This window comes from Mucilaginibacter lutimaris, assembly GCF_042676625.1.
Lineage (GTDB): Bacteria > Bacteroidota > Bacteroidia > Sphingobacteriales > Sphingobacteriaceae > Mucilaginibacter > Mucilaginibacter lutimaris.
In genome coordinates this window covers 69164-86543 of sequence record NZ_JBHTIA010000008.1, presented here as the reverse complement: position 1 = coordinate 86543, position 17380 = coordinate 69164, and the positions used below count along the sequence as shown (strand labels likewise).

Annotated in this window: 17 protein-coding genes; 13 read left to right on the top strand and 4 right to left on the bottom strand. The window is 43.7% G+C overall.

The window, feature by feature from the left end:
- Positions 1-55: 55 nt before the first annotated feature.
- Positions 56-1957, bottom strand: coding sequence for an acetate--CoA ligase (acs, locus tag ACFQZI_RS11855; protein ID WP_377142768.1), 1902 nt, complete (start codon positions 1955-1957; stop codon positions 56-58).
- 354 nt (positions 1958-2311) lie between these two features.
- Here acs and rpmB point away from each other — a divergent pair, with 354 nt between their 5' ends.
- From rpmB to ACFQZI_RS11810, 9 genes are all read left to right on the top strand, one after another.
- A complete protein-coding gene (gene rpmB, locus ACFQZI_RS11850; protein ID WP_121246453.1) occupies positions 2312-2545 on the top strand; it encodes a 50S ribosomal protein L28 in 234 nt (77 codons plus the stop codon).
- 76 nt (positions 2546-2621) lie between these two features.
- Entirely contained in the window at positions 2622-2804 is a 183-nt protein-coding gene (gene rpmG, locus ACFQZI_RS11845; protein ID WP_067063463.1) for a 50S ribosomal protein L33, read from the top strand.
- Between the two features lie 94 nt (positions 2805-2898).
- Positions 2899-3060 (top strand): DUF4295 domain-containing protein, encoded by a 162-nt coding sequence (locus ACFQZI_RS11840; protein WP_377142767.1) that lies wholly within the window; start codon positions 2899-2901, stop codon positions 3058-3060.
- A gap of 176 nt (positions 3061-3236) precedes the next feature.
- On the top strand, positions 3237-4199 hold the full coding sequence (gene ftsY / locus ACFQZI_RS11835; RefSeq protein WP_377142766.1) for a signal recognition particle-docking protein FtsY: 963 nt from the start codon (positions 3237-3239) through the stop codon (positions 4197-4199).
- Positions 4200-4333: 134 nt separating this feature from the next.
- Positions 4334-5668: a 30S ribosomal protein S12 methylthiotransferase RimO gene (rimO, locus tag ACFQZI_RS11830; RefSeq protein WP_377142765.1), complete on the top strand. Its 1335-nt coding sequence runs from the start codon at positions 4334-4336 to the stop codon at positions 5666-5668.
- Positions 5669-5885: 217 nt separating this feature from the next.
- Complete coding sequence (bshC, locus tag ACFQZI_RS11825; RefSeq protein WP_377142764.1) at positions 5886-7532, top strand: bacillithiol biosynthesis cysteine-adding enzyme BshC; 1647 nt, start codon at positions 5886-5888, stop codon at positions 7530-7532.
- 109 nt (positions 7533-7641) lie between these two features.
- Positions 7642-7953, top strand: coding sequence for a hypothetical protein (locus ACFQZI_RS11820; protein ID WP_377142763.1), 312 nt, complete (start codon positions 7642-7644; stop codon positions 7951-7953).
- A 49-nt stretch (positions 7954-8002) separates the two neighbouring features.
- Entirely contained in the window at positions 8003-8503 is a 501-nt protein-coding gene (locus tag ACFQZI_RS11815; RefSeq protein ID WP_377142762.1) for a DUF4352 domain-containing protein, read from the top strand.
- A 19-nt stretch (positions 8504-8522) separates the two neighbouring features.
- Positions 8523-9131: a hypothetical protein gene (locus tag ACFQZI_RS11810; RefSeq protein WP_377142761.1), complete on the top strand. Its 609-nt coding sequence runs from the start codon at positions 8523-8525 to the stop codon at positions 9129-9131.
- Between the two features lie 6 nt (positions 9132-9137).
- Here ACFQZI_RS11810 and ACFQZI_RS11805 read toward each other — a convergent pair whose 3' ends face one another.
- A complete protein-coding gene (locus ACFQZI_RS11805) occupies positions 9138-9611 on the bottom strand; it encodes a DUF6702 family protein (RefSeq protein WP_377142760.1) in 474 nt (157 codons plus the stop codon).
- 66 nt (positions 9612-9677) lie between these two features.
- On the opposite strand from ACFQZI_RS11805, the gene ACFQZI_RS11800 reads away from it, so the two are divergent.
- Both ACFQZI_RS11800 and ACFQZI_RS11795 read left to right on the top strand, forming a co-directional pair.
- Positions 9678-10268: a HupE/UreJ family protein gene (locus tag ACFQZI_RS11800; RefSeq protein ID WP_377142759.1), complete on the top strand. Its 591-nt coding sequence runs from the start codon at positions 9678-9680 to the stop codon at positions 10266-10268.
- Positions 10265-12604 (top strand): M1 family metallopeptidase, encoded by a 2340-nt coding sequence (locus tag ACFQZI_RS11795; RefSeq protein WP_377142758.1) that lies wholly within the window; start codon positions 10265-10267, stop codon positions 12602-12604. Before ACFQZI_RS11800 ends, ACFQZI_RS11795 begins: the two co-directional genes overlap by 4 nt.
- Positions 12605-12658: 54 nt before the next feature.
- Here ACFQZI_RS11795 and ACFQZI_RS11790 read toward each other — a convergent pair whose 3' ends face one another.
- Both ACFQZI_RS11790 and ACFQZI_RS11785 read right to left on the bottom strand, forming a co-directional pair.
- Entirely contained in the window at positions 12659-13174 is a 516-nt protein-coding gene (locus tag ACFQZI_RS11790) for a hypothetical protein (RefSeq protein ID WP_377142757.1), read from the bottom strand.
- 152 nt (positions 13175-13326) lie between these two features.
- A complete protein-coding gene (locus tag ACFQZI_RS11785) occupies positions 13327-13836 on the bottom strand; it encodes a hypothetical protein (RefSeq protein WP_377142756.1) in 510 nt (169 codons plus the stop codon).
- Between the two features lie 206 nt (positions 13837-14042).
- On the opposite strand from ACFQZI_RS11785, the gene ACFQZI_RS11780 reads away from it, so the two are divergent.
- On the top strand, positions 14043-14852 hold the full coding sequence (locus tag ACFQZI_RS11780; protein ID WP_377142755.1) for a 5'-nucleotidase, lipoprotein e(P4) family: 810 nt from the start codon (positions 14043-14045) through the stop codon (positions 14850-14852).
- 62 nt (positions 14853-14914) lie between these two features.
- Positions 14915-17356: a bifunctional YncE family protein/alkaline phosphatase family protein gene (locus ACFQZI_RS11775; protein ID WP_377142754.1), complete on the top strand. Its 2442-nt coding sequence runs from the start codon at positions 14915-14917 to the stop codon at positions 17354-17356.
- Positions 17357-17380 lie beyond the last annotated feature (24 nt).

Here is a 17380-nt window from a genome sequence, read left to right as displayed (position 1 = left end):
ATCCGGAAATTGGTTTGGTTTTAAAAGAGGCAAGAAAACAATAATCATTTAACATCTACAAAGCACCTGCCTTTATTTCCTCAACCACAGCAGGATCAAGCAAGGTAGAGGTATCTCCTAAGTTAGAAGTATCGCCTTCGGCAATCTTCCTTAAAATGCGACGCATAATTTTGCCAGAACGTGTTTTTGGCAGGCCACTTACAAACTGGATCTTATCCGGCCTGGCAATAGCGCCAATAATGCGCGACACGGTCATCATAATATCTTTTTTGGTCAGTTCGGGATCATCGTGCAGGTTGGGGCACACCACAAAGGCATAAACACCCTGGCCCTTAATATCATGCGGATAACCTACAACGGCGCTTTCTACCACGCTGCTGTGCATGTTAATGGCATTCTCCACCTCAGCGGTACCAATGCGGTGTCCCGACACATTCAGCACATCGTCTACACGGCCGGTAATTCGGTAGTAACCATCCTCATCGCGCAGGCAACCATCGCCTGTGAAATACAAATCGGGATAGGTAGCAAAATAAGTTGTGCGGGCACGTTCATGGTCGCCATAAGTAGTGCGCAGCATACCCGGCCACGGGAATTTGATACAAAGATTACCGCTTACGCCGTTGCCTTCAATCTCCTTACCGTTCTCGTCAACCAGTACAGGTTGCACACCCGGCAATGGCAGGGTAGCATAACCTGGTTTTAACGGCGTAACATTGGCAATAGGCGATATCATAAAACCGCCGGTTTCCGTTTGCCACCAGGTATCAACAATTGGGCAGTTACCCTTACCTATCCTTTCATCAAACCAGTGCCATGCTTCCTCGTTAAGCGGCTCGCCTACCGAGCCCAGCTTTTTAAGCGAGCTAAAATCTTTACCCTTCACCACATCATCACCAAAGCTCATTAACGAGCGAATGGCGGTTGGGGCTGTATATAAAATGTTAACCTTATATTTTTCTACAATATCCCAAAGGCGGCCTGCATCGGGCCAGGTTGGGATGCCCTCAAACATTACCGAAGTAGCGCCTTGTGTTAGCGGACCATACGCGATATATGAGTGCCCGGTTATCCAGCCAATATCGGCGGTACAAAAATAAACCTCGCCCGGCTGGTACTGGAACGCGTTGCTAAAGGTATAGCCGGTATAAACCATATAACCACCACAAGTGTGCACCACGCCCTTAGGCTTACCTGTTGAGCCCGATGTGTACAAAATGAACAGCATATCTTCTGCATCCATTTCCTCGGCAGGGCAATGGGGGTTGCCTTGCGTTTCTACTTTTTTAACTTCGTCTTCCCACCATACATCGCGGCCTTTTATCATTGATACCGGCGTGTGGCTGCGGGTTAACACTATTACGCGTTTTATTGACGGGCACTGTACCAGCGCATCATCAATGATAGATTTCAGCGGCACTTCTTTGGTACCGCGGAAACTACCATCGGCAGTTATTACAATATTACATTCCGCGTCTTTTATCCTATCGGCAATTGATTGTGCCGAAAAACCACCAAACACTACCGAGTGTATGGCACCGATACGGGCACAAGCCAAAACGGCTATAGCCAGTTCGGGCACCATAGGCATATATATACAAATGCGGTCGCCTTTTTTGGCGCCGTTGTTTTTCAGCACATTGGCAAACTGACAAACCTTATCGTGCAGTTGCTGGTACGTTAAAATACGATGGTCCTCATGCGGATCATTTGGTTCCCATATAATTGCGGGGGTATCGCCATTCTTTTCCAGGTGGCGGTCGAGGCAGTTTTCGGTAATATTTAGTTTGGCGCCTTTAAACCATTCTATCTTGGGTTCTTTAAAGTTCCAGTCTAATACCTTATCCCACTTTTTTTTCCATAAAAAATTATTGGCTATTTCTTCCCAAAACTGCTCGGTCTGGTCTACGCTTTTGCGGTACACCTGCTGGTATTCTTCAAATGATTTAACTTGCATGGTAGTTTATAAATGGTGGCGTAAATTAGTTATTTTTAGCAAAATAGCTGCATTTCACCAAAATCTTTTTAAAATATTTTAAAAAGATTAGTCTAACTTCTATAACGTTGCTAAAATGATTTACTAACGCTAATATGCACATTTACCTCATTTATTTATGGTAAAAATTATTATAATAGGGAATCGTGATGTTTCAGGCAAACGTTTGCGCTATTTTACTGCAAAATATGACTGTTCAATAAGCTCCAAATCTTTTTCAAAATATTTTTAAAAACACAGTTGCATGTTTCGGGTAAAAACCTGATATTTGCAAACTCTTTTTAGGAAAAGAACGAGAATTAAAAAATATTTGTCATGTCAAGAATTTGTGATTTAACAGGAAAAGGCTACATGAATGGTTTTAACGTTTCTAATTCAAACGTTAAAACCAAGCGCAAGTTTTATCCTAACTTAAAGCTTAAAAGGTTTTACATCCCTGAAGAAGATAAATGGATCACTTTAAAAGTATCTACTTCGGCTCTTAAAACTATCAGCAAAAACGGTATAACTGCTTGTATTAACAAGTTTGTTAAAAAAGGCTCTATTTAATATTAATAGATTGTTGGGGCTACGGTAAAGATGTGATATCTTAACGATTGGCAGGCAACTCAAAACATAAAAGAAAATGGCTAAGAAAGGCAACAGGGTTCAGGTAATTTTAGAATGCACAGAGCATAAAACCAGCGGCATGCCGGGTATGTCTCGTTATATTACCACCAAAAACAAAAAAAATACAACTGAAAGACTGGAGATGAAAAAGTTCAACCCGGTTTTAAGGAAAGTAACTGTACACAAAGAGATTAAGTAGTAATTGGTTGATTAAGTTGATTGGTTGATTAGGTTTCTCCTACAAACAGGCAACTCACTAATTCAATAATTCACTAATTCAATAATTAAACAACATGGCTAAGAAAGTAGTTGCAACCCTGAAAGTAGCGGGTAAAGGTAAAGAGTTTTCAAAAGTGATCACGATGAATAAATCGGCACGTACCGGTGCTTACTCATTCAAAGAGCAGATCGTTCCAAACGATAACATCAAAGATGCTATTGCAGGTAAACTGTAATCACTTTTAGTAGAAATATAAAAGCCGTCTTGTTTATAACGAGAGGGCTTTTTTTGTTAGGGCCTCACCCTAACCCTCTCCAAAGGAGAGGGAACAACAGTGGGGTTAATGAAGCGTTATTTATAAACTCTATAAAATAAAGTCCTCTCCTTTGGAGAGGACTTAGGTGAGGCTTTATGGGATTATTCGATTTTTTCAAGAAGAAGGAAACCACGCAGCAAGAGCAGCAAGCACTTGACACCGGCCTGGAAAAAACCAAGGACAACTTCTTTTCTAAAATAACTAAAGTTATTGCAGGTAAAAGTACCGTTGATGACGACGTACTTGATGACCTGGAAGAAGTACTGGTAACGTCAGACGTCGGCGTAAAAACCACTCTCAAAATCATAGAGCGGATACAGGCGCGGGTTGCTAAAGATAAATACGTTAATACCTCCGAACTTAACAGCTTGTTAAAAAGCGAGATCCAGCAACTGCTTGCCGAAAATAATAGTAACGATTTCCACACCTTTGAGTACGGCTCGCAAAAGCCTTATGTTATAATGGTGGTTGGCGTTAACGGCGTGGGCAAAACCACCACCATAGGCAAGCTGGCGCACAAGTTAAAGCAGGCGGGCAACCAGGTAGTTTTAGGCGCGGCAGATACCTTCCGCGCGGCGGCAGTTGACCAGATAAAGCTTTGGGGCGAACGCGTTGGTGTTAAAGTTGTCGCCCAGGCTATGGGCAGCGACCCGGCATCTGTAGCTTACGATACCCTCCGCTCGGCAGTGGCCAATGGCGATGATGTGGCAATTATTGATACCGCCGGCCGTTTACATAATAAGGTGGGTTTGATGAACGAGCTTACCAAAATTAAAAACGTAATGCAAAAGGTTGTGCCGGGCGCACCGCACGAAATATTGCTGGTGCTTGATGCATCAACCGGGCAAAACGCCATTGAACAATGCAAACAGTTTACCGAAGCTACAGCTGTAAATGCCCTCGCCTTAACTAAGCTTGATGGTACCGCCAAAGGTGGCGTGGTGATAGGCATTTCGGACCAGTTCAAGATCCCGGTAAAATACATCGGTGTTGGCGAAGGAATGGACCACCTGCAGTTATTTGACAGGCAAGCGTTTGTAGATAGTTTATTTAAATAAATTGTCATTGCGAGAAGCGTAGCGACGTGGCAATCTCGTCGTATCCTTAGCGCTAATGCAATGGCTACGAGATTGCCGCGCCGCCTAAAGGCGGCTCGCAATGACATAGTGGAAAAGTGACAGGTGAAAAAACAATGAGAACAAAAGAAATTACAAAGCCGATACTAACAAAAAAGCCTCGTGTAAACGTGGTTACTTTGGGCTGTTCAAAAAACATATACGATAGTGAGGTACTGATGGGCCAGCTTAAGGGCAGCGCCTATGATGTAGTTCACGAATCCGAAAAGGTAGGCAAGAACGATATTGTGGTAATTAACACTTGCGGCTTTATTGATAACGCCAAGCAGGAATCTATAGATACCATCCTGCAATATAGCGAACTTAAAGAACAGGGCAAGGTAGGCAAAGTAATTGTTACCGGCTGTTTGAGCGAACGCTACAAACCCGAGTTGGAATCAGAAATAACAAATGTTGATGCCTACTTTGGTACTAACGATCTGCAAAACATCCTGCAAAATATAGGTGCCGATTACCGCCACGAATTAATTGGCGAGCGTTTATTAACCACCCCGTCGCATTTTGCCTACTTTAAAATTGCCGAGGGTTGTAACCGCCCATGTTCATTCTGCGCTATCCCGTTGATGCGCGGCAAGCATGTGAGCACGCCGATAGACCAATTGGTGAAAAATGCTGAAAGCCTTGTTAAAAATGGCACTAAGGAATTGATCCTGATCGCTCAGGACCTTACCTATTACGGCCTCGACCTGTACGGCAAACGCAATCTTGATGAACTACTACGCCGCCTGAGCGACGTTAATGGTGTGGAATGGATCAGGATGCAATACGCCTACCCTTCGGGATTCCCGATGGAGGTACTGGACGTGATGAACGAACGCGATAACATTTGCAAGTACCTGGATATGCCATTACAGCATATTACAGATAACATGCTAAAATCCATGCGCCGTGGTTTGACCAAGCAAAAAACTATTGATGTGGTGAACGAAATTCGCGACAGGGTGCCAAACATCGCTATGCGCACCACTTTAATAACCGGTTACCCCGGCGAAACTCAACAAGATTTCGAAGAAATGGCGCAATGGGTTGAAGATACTAAGTTTGACCGCCTGGGTTGTTTCACGTACTCGCATGAGGAAAAAACACATGCCCATACTCTGGTTGACGACGTTCCGGAAGAAGTAAAACAGGAGCGCGCCGATGCCATTATGGAAATTCAGCAGGGCATCTCATTCGATAAAAACCAGGAGAAAATTGGCAGCACCTACAAAGTGCTTATCGACAAAAAAGATGGCGGTTACTTTGTTGGCCGTACTGAATTTGATTCGCCCGAGGTTGATAACGAGGTTTTGATAGACGCATCAATCGATTATGCTGCAATTGGTACATTTGTTAACGTCAAGATCGACAACGCTGAGGATTTTGACCTTTATGGACAAATTGTAAAATAAACAGGCAGCGTGTTGCTATTAAGATATTAAAATCTAATTTCGACATTCAGTTATTAGATGCGGCTTTAAAGCATACCGAGTTATTAACTCACCACAACTACGCTACGCTGGTCGACCCTCTCTGCTTCGCAAAGAAGGTGAGAAGAAAAGCAAAGTCCCTCTTTCCGCACAGCGAAGAGAGGGTGGTCGAGCGAAGCAATGACCGGGTGAGTAAACTATGCGCCAAGCATCAATATCCGAAATTCAAAGACATATGGACGCAGCCTGTATTGACTATAAAGACACGGGGTATTTTTCCCAAACGGTTATCGATTACCTGGAGAACGTTCCGGAGTTAAGGTCATTTTACGGTGAGCGCCCCACCCTTGAGGGCTTTGCAAAACTTTTCGAACACAAGAAAGTTATAGCCAACCGCGATCTGTTAGCAGAAGTTTTATTGGAGCAGTATTTCGGAAAAGCTGAAAATGGTGAGCCACAATTGGAAGCTGCCGATACCATTCGCAAACGTATCGAACTGTTAAAAGACAAAGATACTTACACGGTTACTACAGGCCACCAGCTCAATATATTTACCGGCCCGCTATATTTTATATACAAAATAGTTACTGCCATAAAATTGTGCAGACAACTCAAAGAAGCGCATCCCGATAAAACCTTCGTACCCGTTTATTGGATGGCATCTGAGGACCACGATTTTGCCGAGATAAACTACACCAACATTGGCGGTAAAAAGGTACACTGGTGGTACGAGGCCTCGGGCGCTACCGGGCGTATAAACCCTGATACCATGCGCCAGGCACTTAACCAATATAAAGGCGTGCTTGGGATAGATGGCCACTCGTCAGAACTGGGTGAGATGGTTGAAACCGCTTACACCAAATTTGATAAGCTTGCCGATGCCACCCGTTACCTGGTCAATGCCCTTTTTGGCCGTTACGGTCTGGTAATTATTGATGCCGACGACCATCGCCTGAAGGAGTCTTTCGCACCCATTATCGAGCAGGACATTATTGAACAAAACAGTTTTAAAAATATAACTGCCGTTAACGGCCAATTACAAAAGCTTGGGGTACACATCCAGGTGAACCCGCGCGAGATCAACTTCTTTTACCTTAAAGATAACCTGCGCGAACGCATTGTTTTTGAAAATGACCGCTATAGCGTAGTGAATACCGATATTAGCTTTAGCGAAGCAGAGCTGAAACAGGAAATTAAAACCGCGCCCGAAAGGTTTAGCCCCAACGTGGTGATGCGCCCGCTTTACCAGGAATGCATCTTGCCTAACATTGCATATGTAGGCGGTGGTGCCGAGGTAGTTTACTGGCTCGAGCTAAAATCAAATTTTGATTTTTATAAAGTCGATTTCCCTATACTGATCTTACGCAATTCCGGCCTGGTGATCCGCAAGGAAACGGCGGCCAAAATCAAAAGCATGGAGCTTACCCCTGCAGAGATGTTTAAAAGCGCCGATGAGATCAAAAACAACTGGATTAAAAAACACAGCAATCATGACCTTGCCCTTACCGACGAATGGCGCGAGTTTGAACGCACCTTCGAGAAAATAAAACTGCGCGCCCATAAGATCGACCCCACACTGGAGCCATCTGCAGGGGCGGTGCAGGCGCGTTTAAAACATGCCATCGACAACCTCGAAAAAAAATTGGTAAAAGCCGAAAAGCGCAACTACAACACCCGCCTCGAGCAGATAGAACACATCAAGGCCGACATATTCCCCAACAACAGCCTGCAGGAACGTTCAGAAAATTTTGGCTTGAGCTACGTTAAGTGGGGACAGCTCTTTATAGACGAACTAATCCGCAACTTCGAGCCACTGGACTTTAAGTTTACCGTGCTGACGGAATAATGATAACTTAATTTGTAATGCGTCAGTCTGTTAAACCATTAACCACTTTGCCAGGTCTTCAACAAGCTCGACTGACATTTTTGAAGTTATAAATCATTAAATCAGCCTTATGGATAAAAATACCGAATCTCACCCATCGGCCAGGTTGGTGAGCATAAGCAAGCCCGCGTTTTGGGTTTACTGGATAGTTTGCCTCGTACTTTATGTTGTAAACTATTTAAGCACGGGTAAATCACCGGACAAATTTCGTACTGCAGGGCCAAGTGCGGCAATTTTGGTTTGTGTATTTATCGCGCTCATCTTAAATATTATTGAAAATTCCATTTTAAATACTAAGATAAAACGGGGCCTTGGAGTGTTTAATAATGTATTTATGGGAGCGTCGGTTGTTGCGATTATCGCGCTAATTATCTTGAATTAAGTTTTCAATCTCCCTTCGGTTGATTATATTTACTTATCTAAACTTAAATATGATCACACGTTTACATTTCCAGAAATTAATTATTCTGCTTGCTGCGGCTTGCCTGTTCACATCATGTGTTACTACCCGCCAGGTTGTGGTACGCAATTACGATTACGATAAAGACATAAGCTTTACAATTGAAAAAATTGAAGAAACAAGCCAGATAGGCTCATGGATGGGCGGCAGCTACGTTCCTACCAAGGGCAATGTATTCGTGGCAATGTACGTTACAGTTAAAAACAGTTCCGCTCAAAAGCTACCGCTCGATTTTAAGAATTTTTATTTATTAGATACCCTTACTCATACCAAACATAAAGTTGAGTTTGCCATGCTGCCTACCAAGGTAAGTATGTGGGCCAACCGCGACTCGGATATAGGTGCGAACGATACCAAAAGGCGCCGCCTTGTTTTCACTTATCCCGAAAAACGCCGCGCCGAAGCCTTTGCAGTAAACGACCATGTTTATAATATTGAGTACAAAGATCCCGCTAAGAAAGCATCTAATTAAATAATTATATCAGGAAATTATGTTTTATATAGCTGGTTTAGCGTTGTTTTTTATAATAGCGCTCGTATTAAAATTTAAAGGTAGCGGGCCTAATAGTATCGATAGACCATTAAACGTCAATAAGCTTACTGTTGAGCAAAGCAACGATAAGATGATTGTTGTAGACAATGTAAAGCATAGTGAGATCATATCCGTGTTATCAGGTTTTTGTAAAGCCTATAACGAAAATGATTATGCGGTACAATTACGGCTGTATCAGATATCGGATAAGAAATTTTCAATTACTTTTCCTTTTGATGTAAGTTTCACAATTTTTTGCTTCGCAATAAATTATCTTAAATATCCAATTGAAGTAAAATGGGATGCCGAAGTATATGGATGGGCAACCATTAAAGAAACGGACGGCTTTACTATTGATAACGTCGATAATAAACTATCGATGTTTTATCTTGAAAAGGATGATAAAGAATATGATAACGTTTTCCTCACCACATCAAACGGCATAGGTTATAAAATACCGTTTACTAATTTAAAGCCTAAAATATTAACCCTCCCGCCGGAAAGCTTTAAAAAGCCTTCTGTCAAAATCGAAGAATTAAATGGCTTACCACATCAGGAATTCGATTGACCTCCTTTAAAAACTAAAACTTGTATTCGCATCGGGCGCATCCAGCTTGGTGCTTTTGCGGTTACCGTCAACCGTTACGTGCAGCATATTTATCTGCTCGGGGTGCAGGGCGTTTAGCAGATCATCGTGGATGTCTATCTTTTTAATGGATGTAATGCCTTTAACCTCAAAATAGGCCCAGGCTCCATCCTCCTGTATTTCGTAACCTATGTAGCCGAGGTTTAAAGGCTTGCCATCGGCACGGATGCTAAGGTGTTTCTTAATATACTCGTTTATAAAGCGGTTTAGTTGGGCTTTGTCTTTGGGTTTTACTATGTCGAGAGGGATTTTATTATCCTTTTCGAGGGCGTGCTCCAGATCATCATAAAACATGCGGCAGCTTACCTCTACGGCTTGTGTTTTAGGGTTGTGTTTTATTTCGGTAACGCTCACATAAAAAGGGTGCATCAACCCAAACCAAAGAATGAATAAAGCCTGCATATTGCCTGTAAAATATATCTTTACGCAAAAAACGCTATTTTTATTGTTAATCGCTAATTAATATCCATGCAGGATTTTGGCCTATACTTTCAGCTTGGCTGGCAACACATCTGCGACTGGCAGGGCTACGACCATATTTTATTTGTTACCGTACTTTGCGGCACCTACCTCCTTGCCGACTGGCGCAAGGTATTGATACTGGTTACCGCGTTCACTATTGGCCACTCAATTACCCTTGCGCTAAGTGTTTTAAATGTGGTTAAAGTAAACACCTCGCTTATCGAATTTCTTATTCCGGTTACCATTGTGCTCACCAGTTTGGTAAACATCCTTAATAAGCAACGCTCGGCCAATACAGTGCGTTTCAGTTATTTTTTAGCATTGATATTCGGTCTTATCCATGGCTTGGGGTTCTCCAACTATTTAAAAAGCTTACTGGGCAGCAGCACCAATATCACCGCGCAATTATTCGCGTTTAACGTTGGTTTAGAATTTGGGCAGGTGTTAATTGTACTTACGGTTCTTATTTTGGCCCATGTAATCATAAAATTACTAAAAACGCCCCGCCGGGATTGGGTGTTGTTCCTTTCATCCGCTATATTTGGTATAGCTTTCATAATGTGCATAGAGCGCTTTGTATTAATAAAATTCACATGAAGAAAATTTACTACGTCCTTTCACTTTGCCTGTTCGCCTCTGCATCCGCGGTAGCGCAAAACGAAAACAACCCCGGCTCAAACCACGGTAATAAGTTTGAGCAGTTGGGCACCATGATAACCGACCCTAATATGTACCGGTCGGCATCGGGTGCGCCGGGGCCAAAATACTGGCAGCAAAAAGCTGATTATGAGATTACAGCAAAGCTTGATGACGACAAACAACGCCTAGACGGTGTAGAAACCATAACCTATACCAATAACTCGCCCGACCCGCTAACCTACCTTTGGTTACAACTGGATGAGAACGAGCATAAAAAAGACGCCGAGAACCTGAAGTTTGACGAGAGCAAAATGCAAAGCAAAATGAGCCTGCGCCAATTGCAGGGCATTATGGGCCATAACCTCGATCTGGGCAACCACATAGTAAGTATAAAAGATGCTGCCGGCAAGCCGCTTACCTATACCATTAATCAAACCATGATGCGGGTAGAGCTGCCAGCTACCTTACAGCCGGGCCAAAAATTCAAGTTTACAGTGGCCTGGTGGTATAACATCAGCGACCGCACAACCATAGGCGGCCGTGGCGGTTACGAGTATTTTGCCGAGGATGGCAACTACCTGTATACCATGGCACAGTGGTACCCAAGGATGGCTGTTTACAGCGATTTCCAGGGGTGGCAAAACAAGCAATTCACCGGTCGCGGAGAGTTTGCCCTAACCTTTGGCGATTTTAAAGTGAACATCAACGTACCTGCCGACCATGTGGTTGGTGGTACCGGCCAGTGCAGCAACTATGCGCAAACGCTAACCGCGGCACAGTTAAAACGCTGGAACGACGCGCAAAACTCAACCCAGCCTATTGAGGTGGTAAACCTCAATGAGGTTAAGCAAATGATGAAAAACCATGCTACCGCCCGCAAAACATGGACATTCCATGCAGAGAATGTAAGGGATTTTGCCTGGGTAAGCTCGCGCAGAATAGTTTGGGATGCCATGAGCACCAAAATTGATGGCGGCCGCAAAGTGATGGCTATGTCATACTACGGCCCCGAAGCCTACGCATTATATCGCCGTTATTCTACAAAAGTTGTGGCGCATACTGTACGCACTTATTCTAAACACACTATACCTTATCCATACCCCGTAGCTATTTCTGTTGAGGCATCAAACGGGATGGAGTACCCAATGATATGCTTTAACTATGGCCGTACCGAAAAGGACGGCACTTACAGCGAGGCTACCAAGAATGGAATGATAGGCGTGATCATACACGAGGTTGGACACAACTTTTTCCCTATGATCGTAAACTCCGACGAACGCCAGTGGACCTGGATGGACGAAGGCTTGAACACCTTTTGCCAGTACCTTACCGAGCAGGCATGGGACCCCAATTACCCATCGCAGCGCGGCCCGGCCTATAAAATTGTTGATTACATGAAGCTGCCTAAGAACGAGTTGGAACCTATCATGACCAACTCTGAAAACATTACCCGCTTTGGCCCTAACGCTTATGCCAAACCTGCCACTGCGTTAAACATCCTGCGCGAAACGGTAATGGGTCGCGAGCTGTTCGATTACGCTTTTAAAACCTACGCGCAACGCTGGGCGTTCAAACACCCTACCCCTGCCGACTTGTTCCGTACTATGGAAGATGCATCAGCAGTAGATTTAGACTGGTTTTGGCGCGGCTGGTTCTACGGAACCGATCCTGTCGATATCTCATTAGATAGCGTGAAATACTATCGCTTAAATACCAAAAACCCGGCTACCGAGGCCACTTTTGACCGCGCGCAGTTCGACCGTAATTTGGAAAACATCAGTACCAAACGCAATAAAGCCGCAGGTGATAAATTTACCGTAGAGGCCGATACGGCCTTGCAGGATTTTTACAGCAAGTGGGACCGCTTTGCCGCTACGCCGATGACAACCCAAAGCTACCAGTCTATGTACAACGCATTAAGCCCCGAAGAAAAAAAGCTGTATGATAGTAAGAACTTTTTCTACGAGCTTAGCTTTACTAACCGCGGCGGTTGTGTATCACCATTAATTTTAGAATGGACCTTTGCCGATGGCAGCAAGGAGACCGAAAAGATCTCAGCCTACATTTGGCGCCATAACGAGCAAAAGATAACTAAGGTGTTTGCTAAGACCAAGGAGGTACGCTCCATTAAACTTGACCCTGAACGCGAAACCGCCGATATTGACGAAGGAAATAATAGCTGGCCAAGGGAATTTGCCCCAACCCGGTTTGAGTTGTTTAAACAACAAACCTTGCCAAGGGGAGCCACAAGCGGTGCCAACCCTATGCAGGAATCAAGAAAAACTACTCCATAAAAAATGCCTCCCGAATTCCGGGAGGCATTTTTTTTATGCTTAACCGCGTTGAAATTATTTGGGAAGCGTGGCTGTAAATGTGCCCTCAGTAACAGATTTGCTTTTAAATGTCGGGTCATTAGCATTTAACAAACTTGAAAGTTCGCCTCGGAAAGTGCCCTGTATGCGGTTACCCGAAACAGCGGTTAAGGTTATGCTAACTACGTCAGATTTGTCCTGATAACTGTTGCTAAAGTTAACATCATCTACAGTTGAATATAATATAATTGGCGATTCGCCGCTTTGTGAAGTTGCAGGGCTATATGTTTTACCCGCAACTAAAGCCCCGCTTATGGTAACGGAAAGCGTATTACCATTTGCATCCTTACCTTCTACGTTCGTAAATTCTATACCATTGGCATCGCCGGTGAATGCAATTACATTTTTGGTGAACTGGGTGGCTTTCCCGTCTATTTTAGCCGAAATTGTAGTTGTTGAAGACAGATCTTCGCTATCTTTTTTTGAGCAAGATGTAGCTATGATTGTTGTTAAAGCCAGGAAAGAAATGGCTGACAATTTGATGATTTTCATACTTAAGAATGGAGGTTTAGATATAATTACTTGTTTCCTACAAAGGTAACTATTAAAACTCATGTACTTAACATCAACGATATTTATTTAATCAAAGAGCCCTGAGGATATCCGCAGGGCTCTTGAATGTAAGGTTTTATGTAAATAAGTTGTTAGTTAGCAAGCGCTACGTTAAACTTACCATCGGTAACAGTTTTAGTTTTAGCGGTCCCGTTACCTGCAACAAGCGTAGTAAGGCCCCCACTAAAAGTACCCTGTATACTATTTGATGCAGCCGCAGATACTGCCACCGTTACGATGTTAGAAACAGCGTTATTGTCGTTTACGTAACTATCGTTATTAATTGCAGTATAAATAACAATAGGCCTCTCCTGCTCATTCGCAGCATCCGATTTAAATATTTTACCGGGGGTAAGCACTCCAACTACTGTAATTGAGATGTTGTTGCCTGCCTCGTCATCACCTTGTATACTGGTAAAGGTGTTGCCATTAACAACGCTTGTTGCACCTAATACATTTTTATCAAATGTAGTTACCTTACCATCAATAGTCGCGGTAATAGTGCCTTTAGTTGTGTTGTCGTTATTATCTTTGGTACAAGAGCTAATAGCTACAGTTGCCAATGCCAAAGTTGAAAGAATTAGAGTCTTGATTAATTTCATAGTGTGTAATTTAAAATTTATGGTATCTGTTATATATTCCTGAACGCTATACACAAATTATGCCACAATTACGCATACTTATAATACACTAAGGTATAACCGTCCATCTTGATCGGCTTTTGCGATACGCCACAAAATAAATAAGTTTGCAAAAAACAACCGATAAGGTACAGCGCGGCTGTACCTTATCGGTTTAACTTATTTAAATGAAAAGATCAATAAATGCGCTGCTTGCAGTCACAATACTGTTTGCTGCATGCTCGTCTCCCAAAAAAGCAGAAAGCACCGCTTCTATAGCCAACAATGGCAAAGTATGGGCATCTATTTGGCAGCAGCGCGCGGCCGAATATAAAGCTCTGTGTTTCCAGGCATATAATATGGCTAAGCTCCGTTTAGATGAAGCGCTAAAAAACCCCGGCGTTAAACCCCTTGCTGTTGTTACCGATATTGATGAAACTGTTTTAGACAACAGCCCTTACGATGCTATGCGTGCCGCAAACAACCAGGAATACAGCCTTGCCACCTGGAAAACGTGGACTGCCAAAGCCGCGGCTGATACCGTGCCCGGCGCGCCGGCTTTTTTTAAATACGCGGCATCTAAGGGGGTGGCAGTATTTTATATTACCAACCGCGATGAGGATGAACGCGGGGGCACTATTAAAAATCTGCAACGTTACAACATGCCCAATACCGATAACGAGCATGTTCTTTTAAGGCAAAACACATCAAGTAAAGAAAGCCGCCGCCAGCAGGTATTAAAAAATTATAATATTGTACTACTTTGCGGCGATAACCTGCCCGATTTTGATGCTTCTTACGATAACAAACCCAACGAACCTAACCGCCAGGCCGCAACCGAAAAATTAAAAAGGGAGTATGGAAATAAGTATATAGTAATACCCAACCCATCTTACGGCGACTTTGAAGGCGCGCTTTTTAATTACAACTATAAGTTAAGCGGTGCGCAAAAGGATTCGATAATCAGGACAAAGGTTAAGGCAGATAAGCAGTATTAAGTTTTTGTTAAGTCCTGTTTGTTTGGCAAGGCGTTGTGTACTTTTGGGCACAAAGCCTTTGTATGAAGTATAAAATTATCCTTAGCATCCTAACTTTTGCACTAACAACTACCACATTTGCGCAAAACAAACCCGGCAAACAACCAAACGGACAACTGCTATTGCCAAACGGATGGAGACTTAGCCCTGCCGGCCGCTCCCTGCCTTTAGGCGACCTGCCGCTTAATATCCAGTTATCCGCATCGGGCAAGTTACTTGCCGTTACCAATAACGGACAAAGCACGCAATCCCTGCAATTGATAGACCCAAGGGGCGAAAAATTGCTGGATCAGCAGGAACTAAAAAAATCGTGGTATGGCATCGCGTTCAGTAACGACGAAAAAAAGCTGTATGCATCCGGCGGTAACGATAACTGCATCTTAACTTTTAATATCACCAATAATAAACTGGGCGTACCGGATACCATTAAACTGGGCGCCGCCTGGCCAGAAAATAAAATATGCCCAACCGGTATAGCGGTAAATAAAACAAACACCCGTCTCTATACGGTCACTAAAGAAGATAGTATGCTTTATGTGATTGACCCGGCAAGCAAAGCTATCATCAACAGGGTCAAGCTCCCCGCAGAGGCATATAGTTGCATACTATCCCCCAACGGACAAACGCTTTACATATCTTTATGGGGTGGCAATAAGGTAGCCTTTTATAACACCACCGATCAGCAATTAAGCTTTATTAAAACCGGCAGCCATCCAAACGAACTGTTATTGAATAAAAAAGGTTCTCTGCTATTCGTGGCTAACGCTAACGACAATTCGGTATCAATTATCAACACCGCTACCCACAAGGTTTTAGAAACCGTAGCCACATCATTATATCCAACAAATTTAACAGGCTCAACCACCAATGGCTTTGCATTATCTGCCAACGAGAAAACAATTTACATTGCCAATGCCGATAATAACTGCCTGGCTGTTTTTAATGTATCTACCCCCGGCAGCAGCAAAAGCCTTGGTTTTATACCTGTTGGCTGGTACCCTACCAATGTTAAGGTGTTAAACAAAAAAATACTGGTATCTAACGGTAAGGGTTTTACCTCTTTGCCCAACCCGCAGGGGCCACAGCCTGCTAAAAAGGTTGATAACAGCGGCTATCAAACCGGGGCTATCAACAGCCGCGACCAATATATAGGAGGGCTGTTTAAAGGAACACTATCATTTATTGATGCGCCTAACGAGGCCCTGCTTAAGACTTACACCAAACAGGTTTACGCCAACACCCCGTTTAATAACAAGATTGCAGCCACTGCCAGCGGCGAAAAGGGCAACCCCATCCCGCGACGCAAGGGGGAGAAATCGCCAATAAAGCATGTATTTTACATCATAAAAGAGAACAGGACCTATGACCAGGTAATGGGCGATGTTGCGGCAGGGAACGGCGATAAGTCGTTGTGTATTTTTGGTAAAAAGGTAACGCCCAATCATCATGCTATTGCAAATGACTTTGTGCTGATGGACAACTTTTATGTTGATGCAGAAGTTAGCGCCGACGGCCATAACTGGAGCATGGCGGCCTACGCTACCGATTATACCGAAAAAACCTGGCCAACCAGCTATGGCGGCCGCGGCGGCACATATGACTATGAAGGCACCCGGAAAATTGCTTACCCGCGCGATGGTTATATTTGGGATTACTGCAAACGTGCCGGTGTAAGCTACCGTACTTATGGCGAATTTGTTAGCGATGGCGAAACATCAAAAGCAAATTTAAAATCGCTTGAAGGGCACTACTGTAAGCAATCGCCGGGTTTTGATATGGAGGTTAAAGATGTTACACGTGTAGCTATATGGAAGCACGATTTCGACTCGCTTTTGACGATCAATGCTGTGCCGCAGTTTAATAGTATCCGTATCTCTAACGATCATACCAGCGGGCAAAAAAAGGGAGCCTACACCCCTGTTGCCTGTGTTGCCGATAATGACCTTGCCATCGGTCAGTTTTTAGAACACCTGTCAAAAAGCAGCATCTGGAAAGAATCTGTCGTATTTATTTTAGAGGATGACGCACAAAACGGCCCCGACCACATTGATGCTCACCGCTCACCCGTTTTTGTTGCCGGGCCTTACGTAAAACGAAATGCGGTTAATCATAACATGTATTCTACATCGGGTGTGCTGCGTACCATTGAACTTATATTAGGCCTGCCACCTATGAGCCAGTATGACGCGGCCGCAGTGCCCTTGTACGATTGCTTCACAGATACCCCAAACCTGCAACCATATGTAGCAAAACCAGCGGAGGTAGATCTGGAAAAACGAAATGTGGCCGCTAATAAAAGTGCCGCCCGCTCAGCAGTTTTCAATTTAAAAGAAGCCGATGCCGCACCCGACCTCGACCTGAACGAAGTGGTTTGGAAATCTGTAAAAGGAGAAGATAGCGTAATGCCTGCTCCAAAGCGCAGCGCCTTTGTTATTTTAGAGAAAAAGAAACATGACGATGATTAATTTGTTAAGTTAGCCTGAACCAAA

What these genes read in the sequence shown, in the direction of transcription:
- acs (WP_377142768.1), bottom strand. Translation starts at nt 1,957, where the DNA reads ATGCAAGTTAAATCATTTGAAGAATACCAGCAGGTGTACCGCAAAAGC.
- rpmB (WP_121246453.1), top strand. Translation starts at nt 2,312, where the DNA reads ATGTCAAGAATTTGTGATTTAACAGGAAAAGGCTACATGAATGGTTTT.
- rpmG (WP_067063463.1), top strand. Translation starts at nt 2,622, where the DNA reads ATGGCTAAGAAAGGCAACAGGGTTCAGGTAATTTTAGAATGCACAGAG.
- ACFQZI_RS11840 (WP_377142767.1), top strand. Translation starts at nt 2,899, where the DNA reads ATGGCTAAGAAAGTAGTTGCAACCCTGAAAGTAGCGGGTAAAGGTAAA.
- ftsY (WP_377142766.1), top strand. Translation starts at nt 3,237, where the DNA reads ATGGGATTATTCGATTTTTTCAAGAAGAAGGAAACCACGCAGCAAGAG.
- rimO (WP_377142765.1), top strand. Translation starts at nt 4,334, where the DNA reads ATGAGAACAAAAGAAATTACAAAGCCGATACTAACAAAAAAGCCTCGT.
- bshC (WP_377142764.1), top strand. Translation starts at nt 5,886, where the DNA reads ATGCGCCAAGCATCAATATCCGAAATTCAAAGACATATGGACGCAGCC.
- ACFQZI_RS11820 (WP_377142763.1), top strand. Translation starts at nt 7,642, where the DNA reads ATGGATAAAAATACCGAATCTCACCCATCGGCCAGGTTGGTGAGCATA.
- ACFQZI_RS11815 (WP_377142762.1), top strand. Translation starts at nt 8,003, where the DNA reads ATGATCACACGTTTACATTTCCAGAAATTAATTATTCTGCTTGCTGCG.
- ACFQZI_RS11810 (WP_377142761.1), top strand. Translation starts at nt 8,523, where the DNA reads ATGTTTTATATAGCTGGTTTAGCGTTGTTTTTTATAATAGCGCTCGTA.
- ACFQZI_RS11805 (WP_377142760.1), bottom strand. Translation starts at nt 9,611, where the DNA reads ATGCAGGCTTTATTCATTCTTTGGTTTGGGTTGATGCACCCTTTTTAT.
- ACFQZI_RS11800 (WP_377142759.1), top strand. Translation starts at nt 9,678, where the DNA reads ATGCAGGATTTTGGCCTATACTTTCAGCTTGGCTGGCAACACATCTGC.
- ACFQZI_RS11795 (WP_377142758.1), top strand. Translation starts at nt 10,265, where the DNA reads ATGAAGAAAATTTACTACGTCCTTTCACTTTGCCTGTTCGCCTCTGCA.
- ACFQZI_RS11790 (WP_377142757.1), bottom strand. Translation starts at nt 13,174, where the DNA reads ATGAAAATCATCAAATTGTCAGCCATTTCTTTCCTGGCTTTAACAACA.
- ACFQZI_RS11785 (WP_377142756.1), bottom strand. Translation starts at nt 13,836, where the DNA reads ATGAAATTAATCAAGACTCTAATTCTTTCAACTTTGGCATTGGCAACT.
- ACFQZI_RS11780 (WP_377142755.1), top strand. Translation starts at nt 14,043, where the DNA reads ATGAAAAGATCAATAAATGCGCTGCTTGCAGTCACAATACTGTTTGCT.
- ACFQZI_RS11775 (WP_377142754.1), top strand. Translation starts at nt 14,915, where the DNA reads ATGAAGTATAAAATTATCCTTAGCATCCTAACTTTTGCACTAACAACT.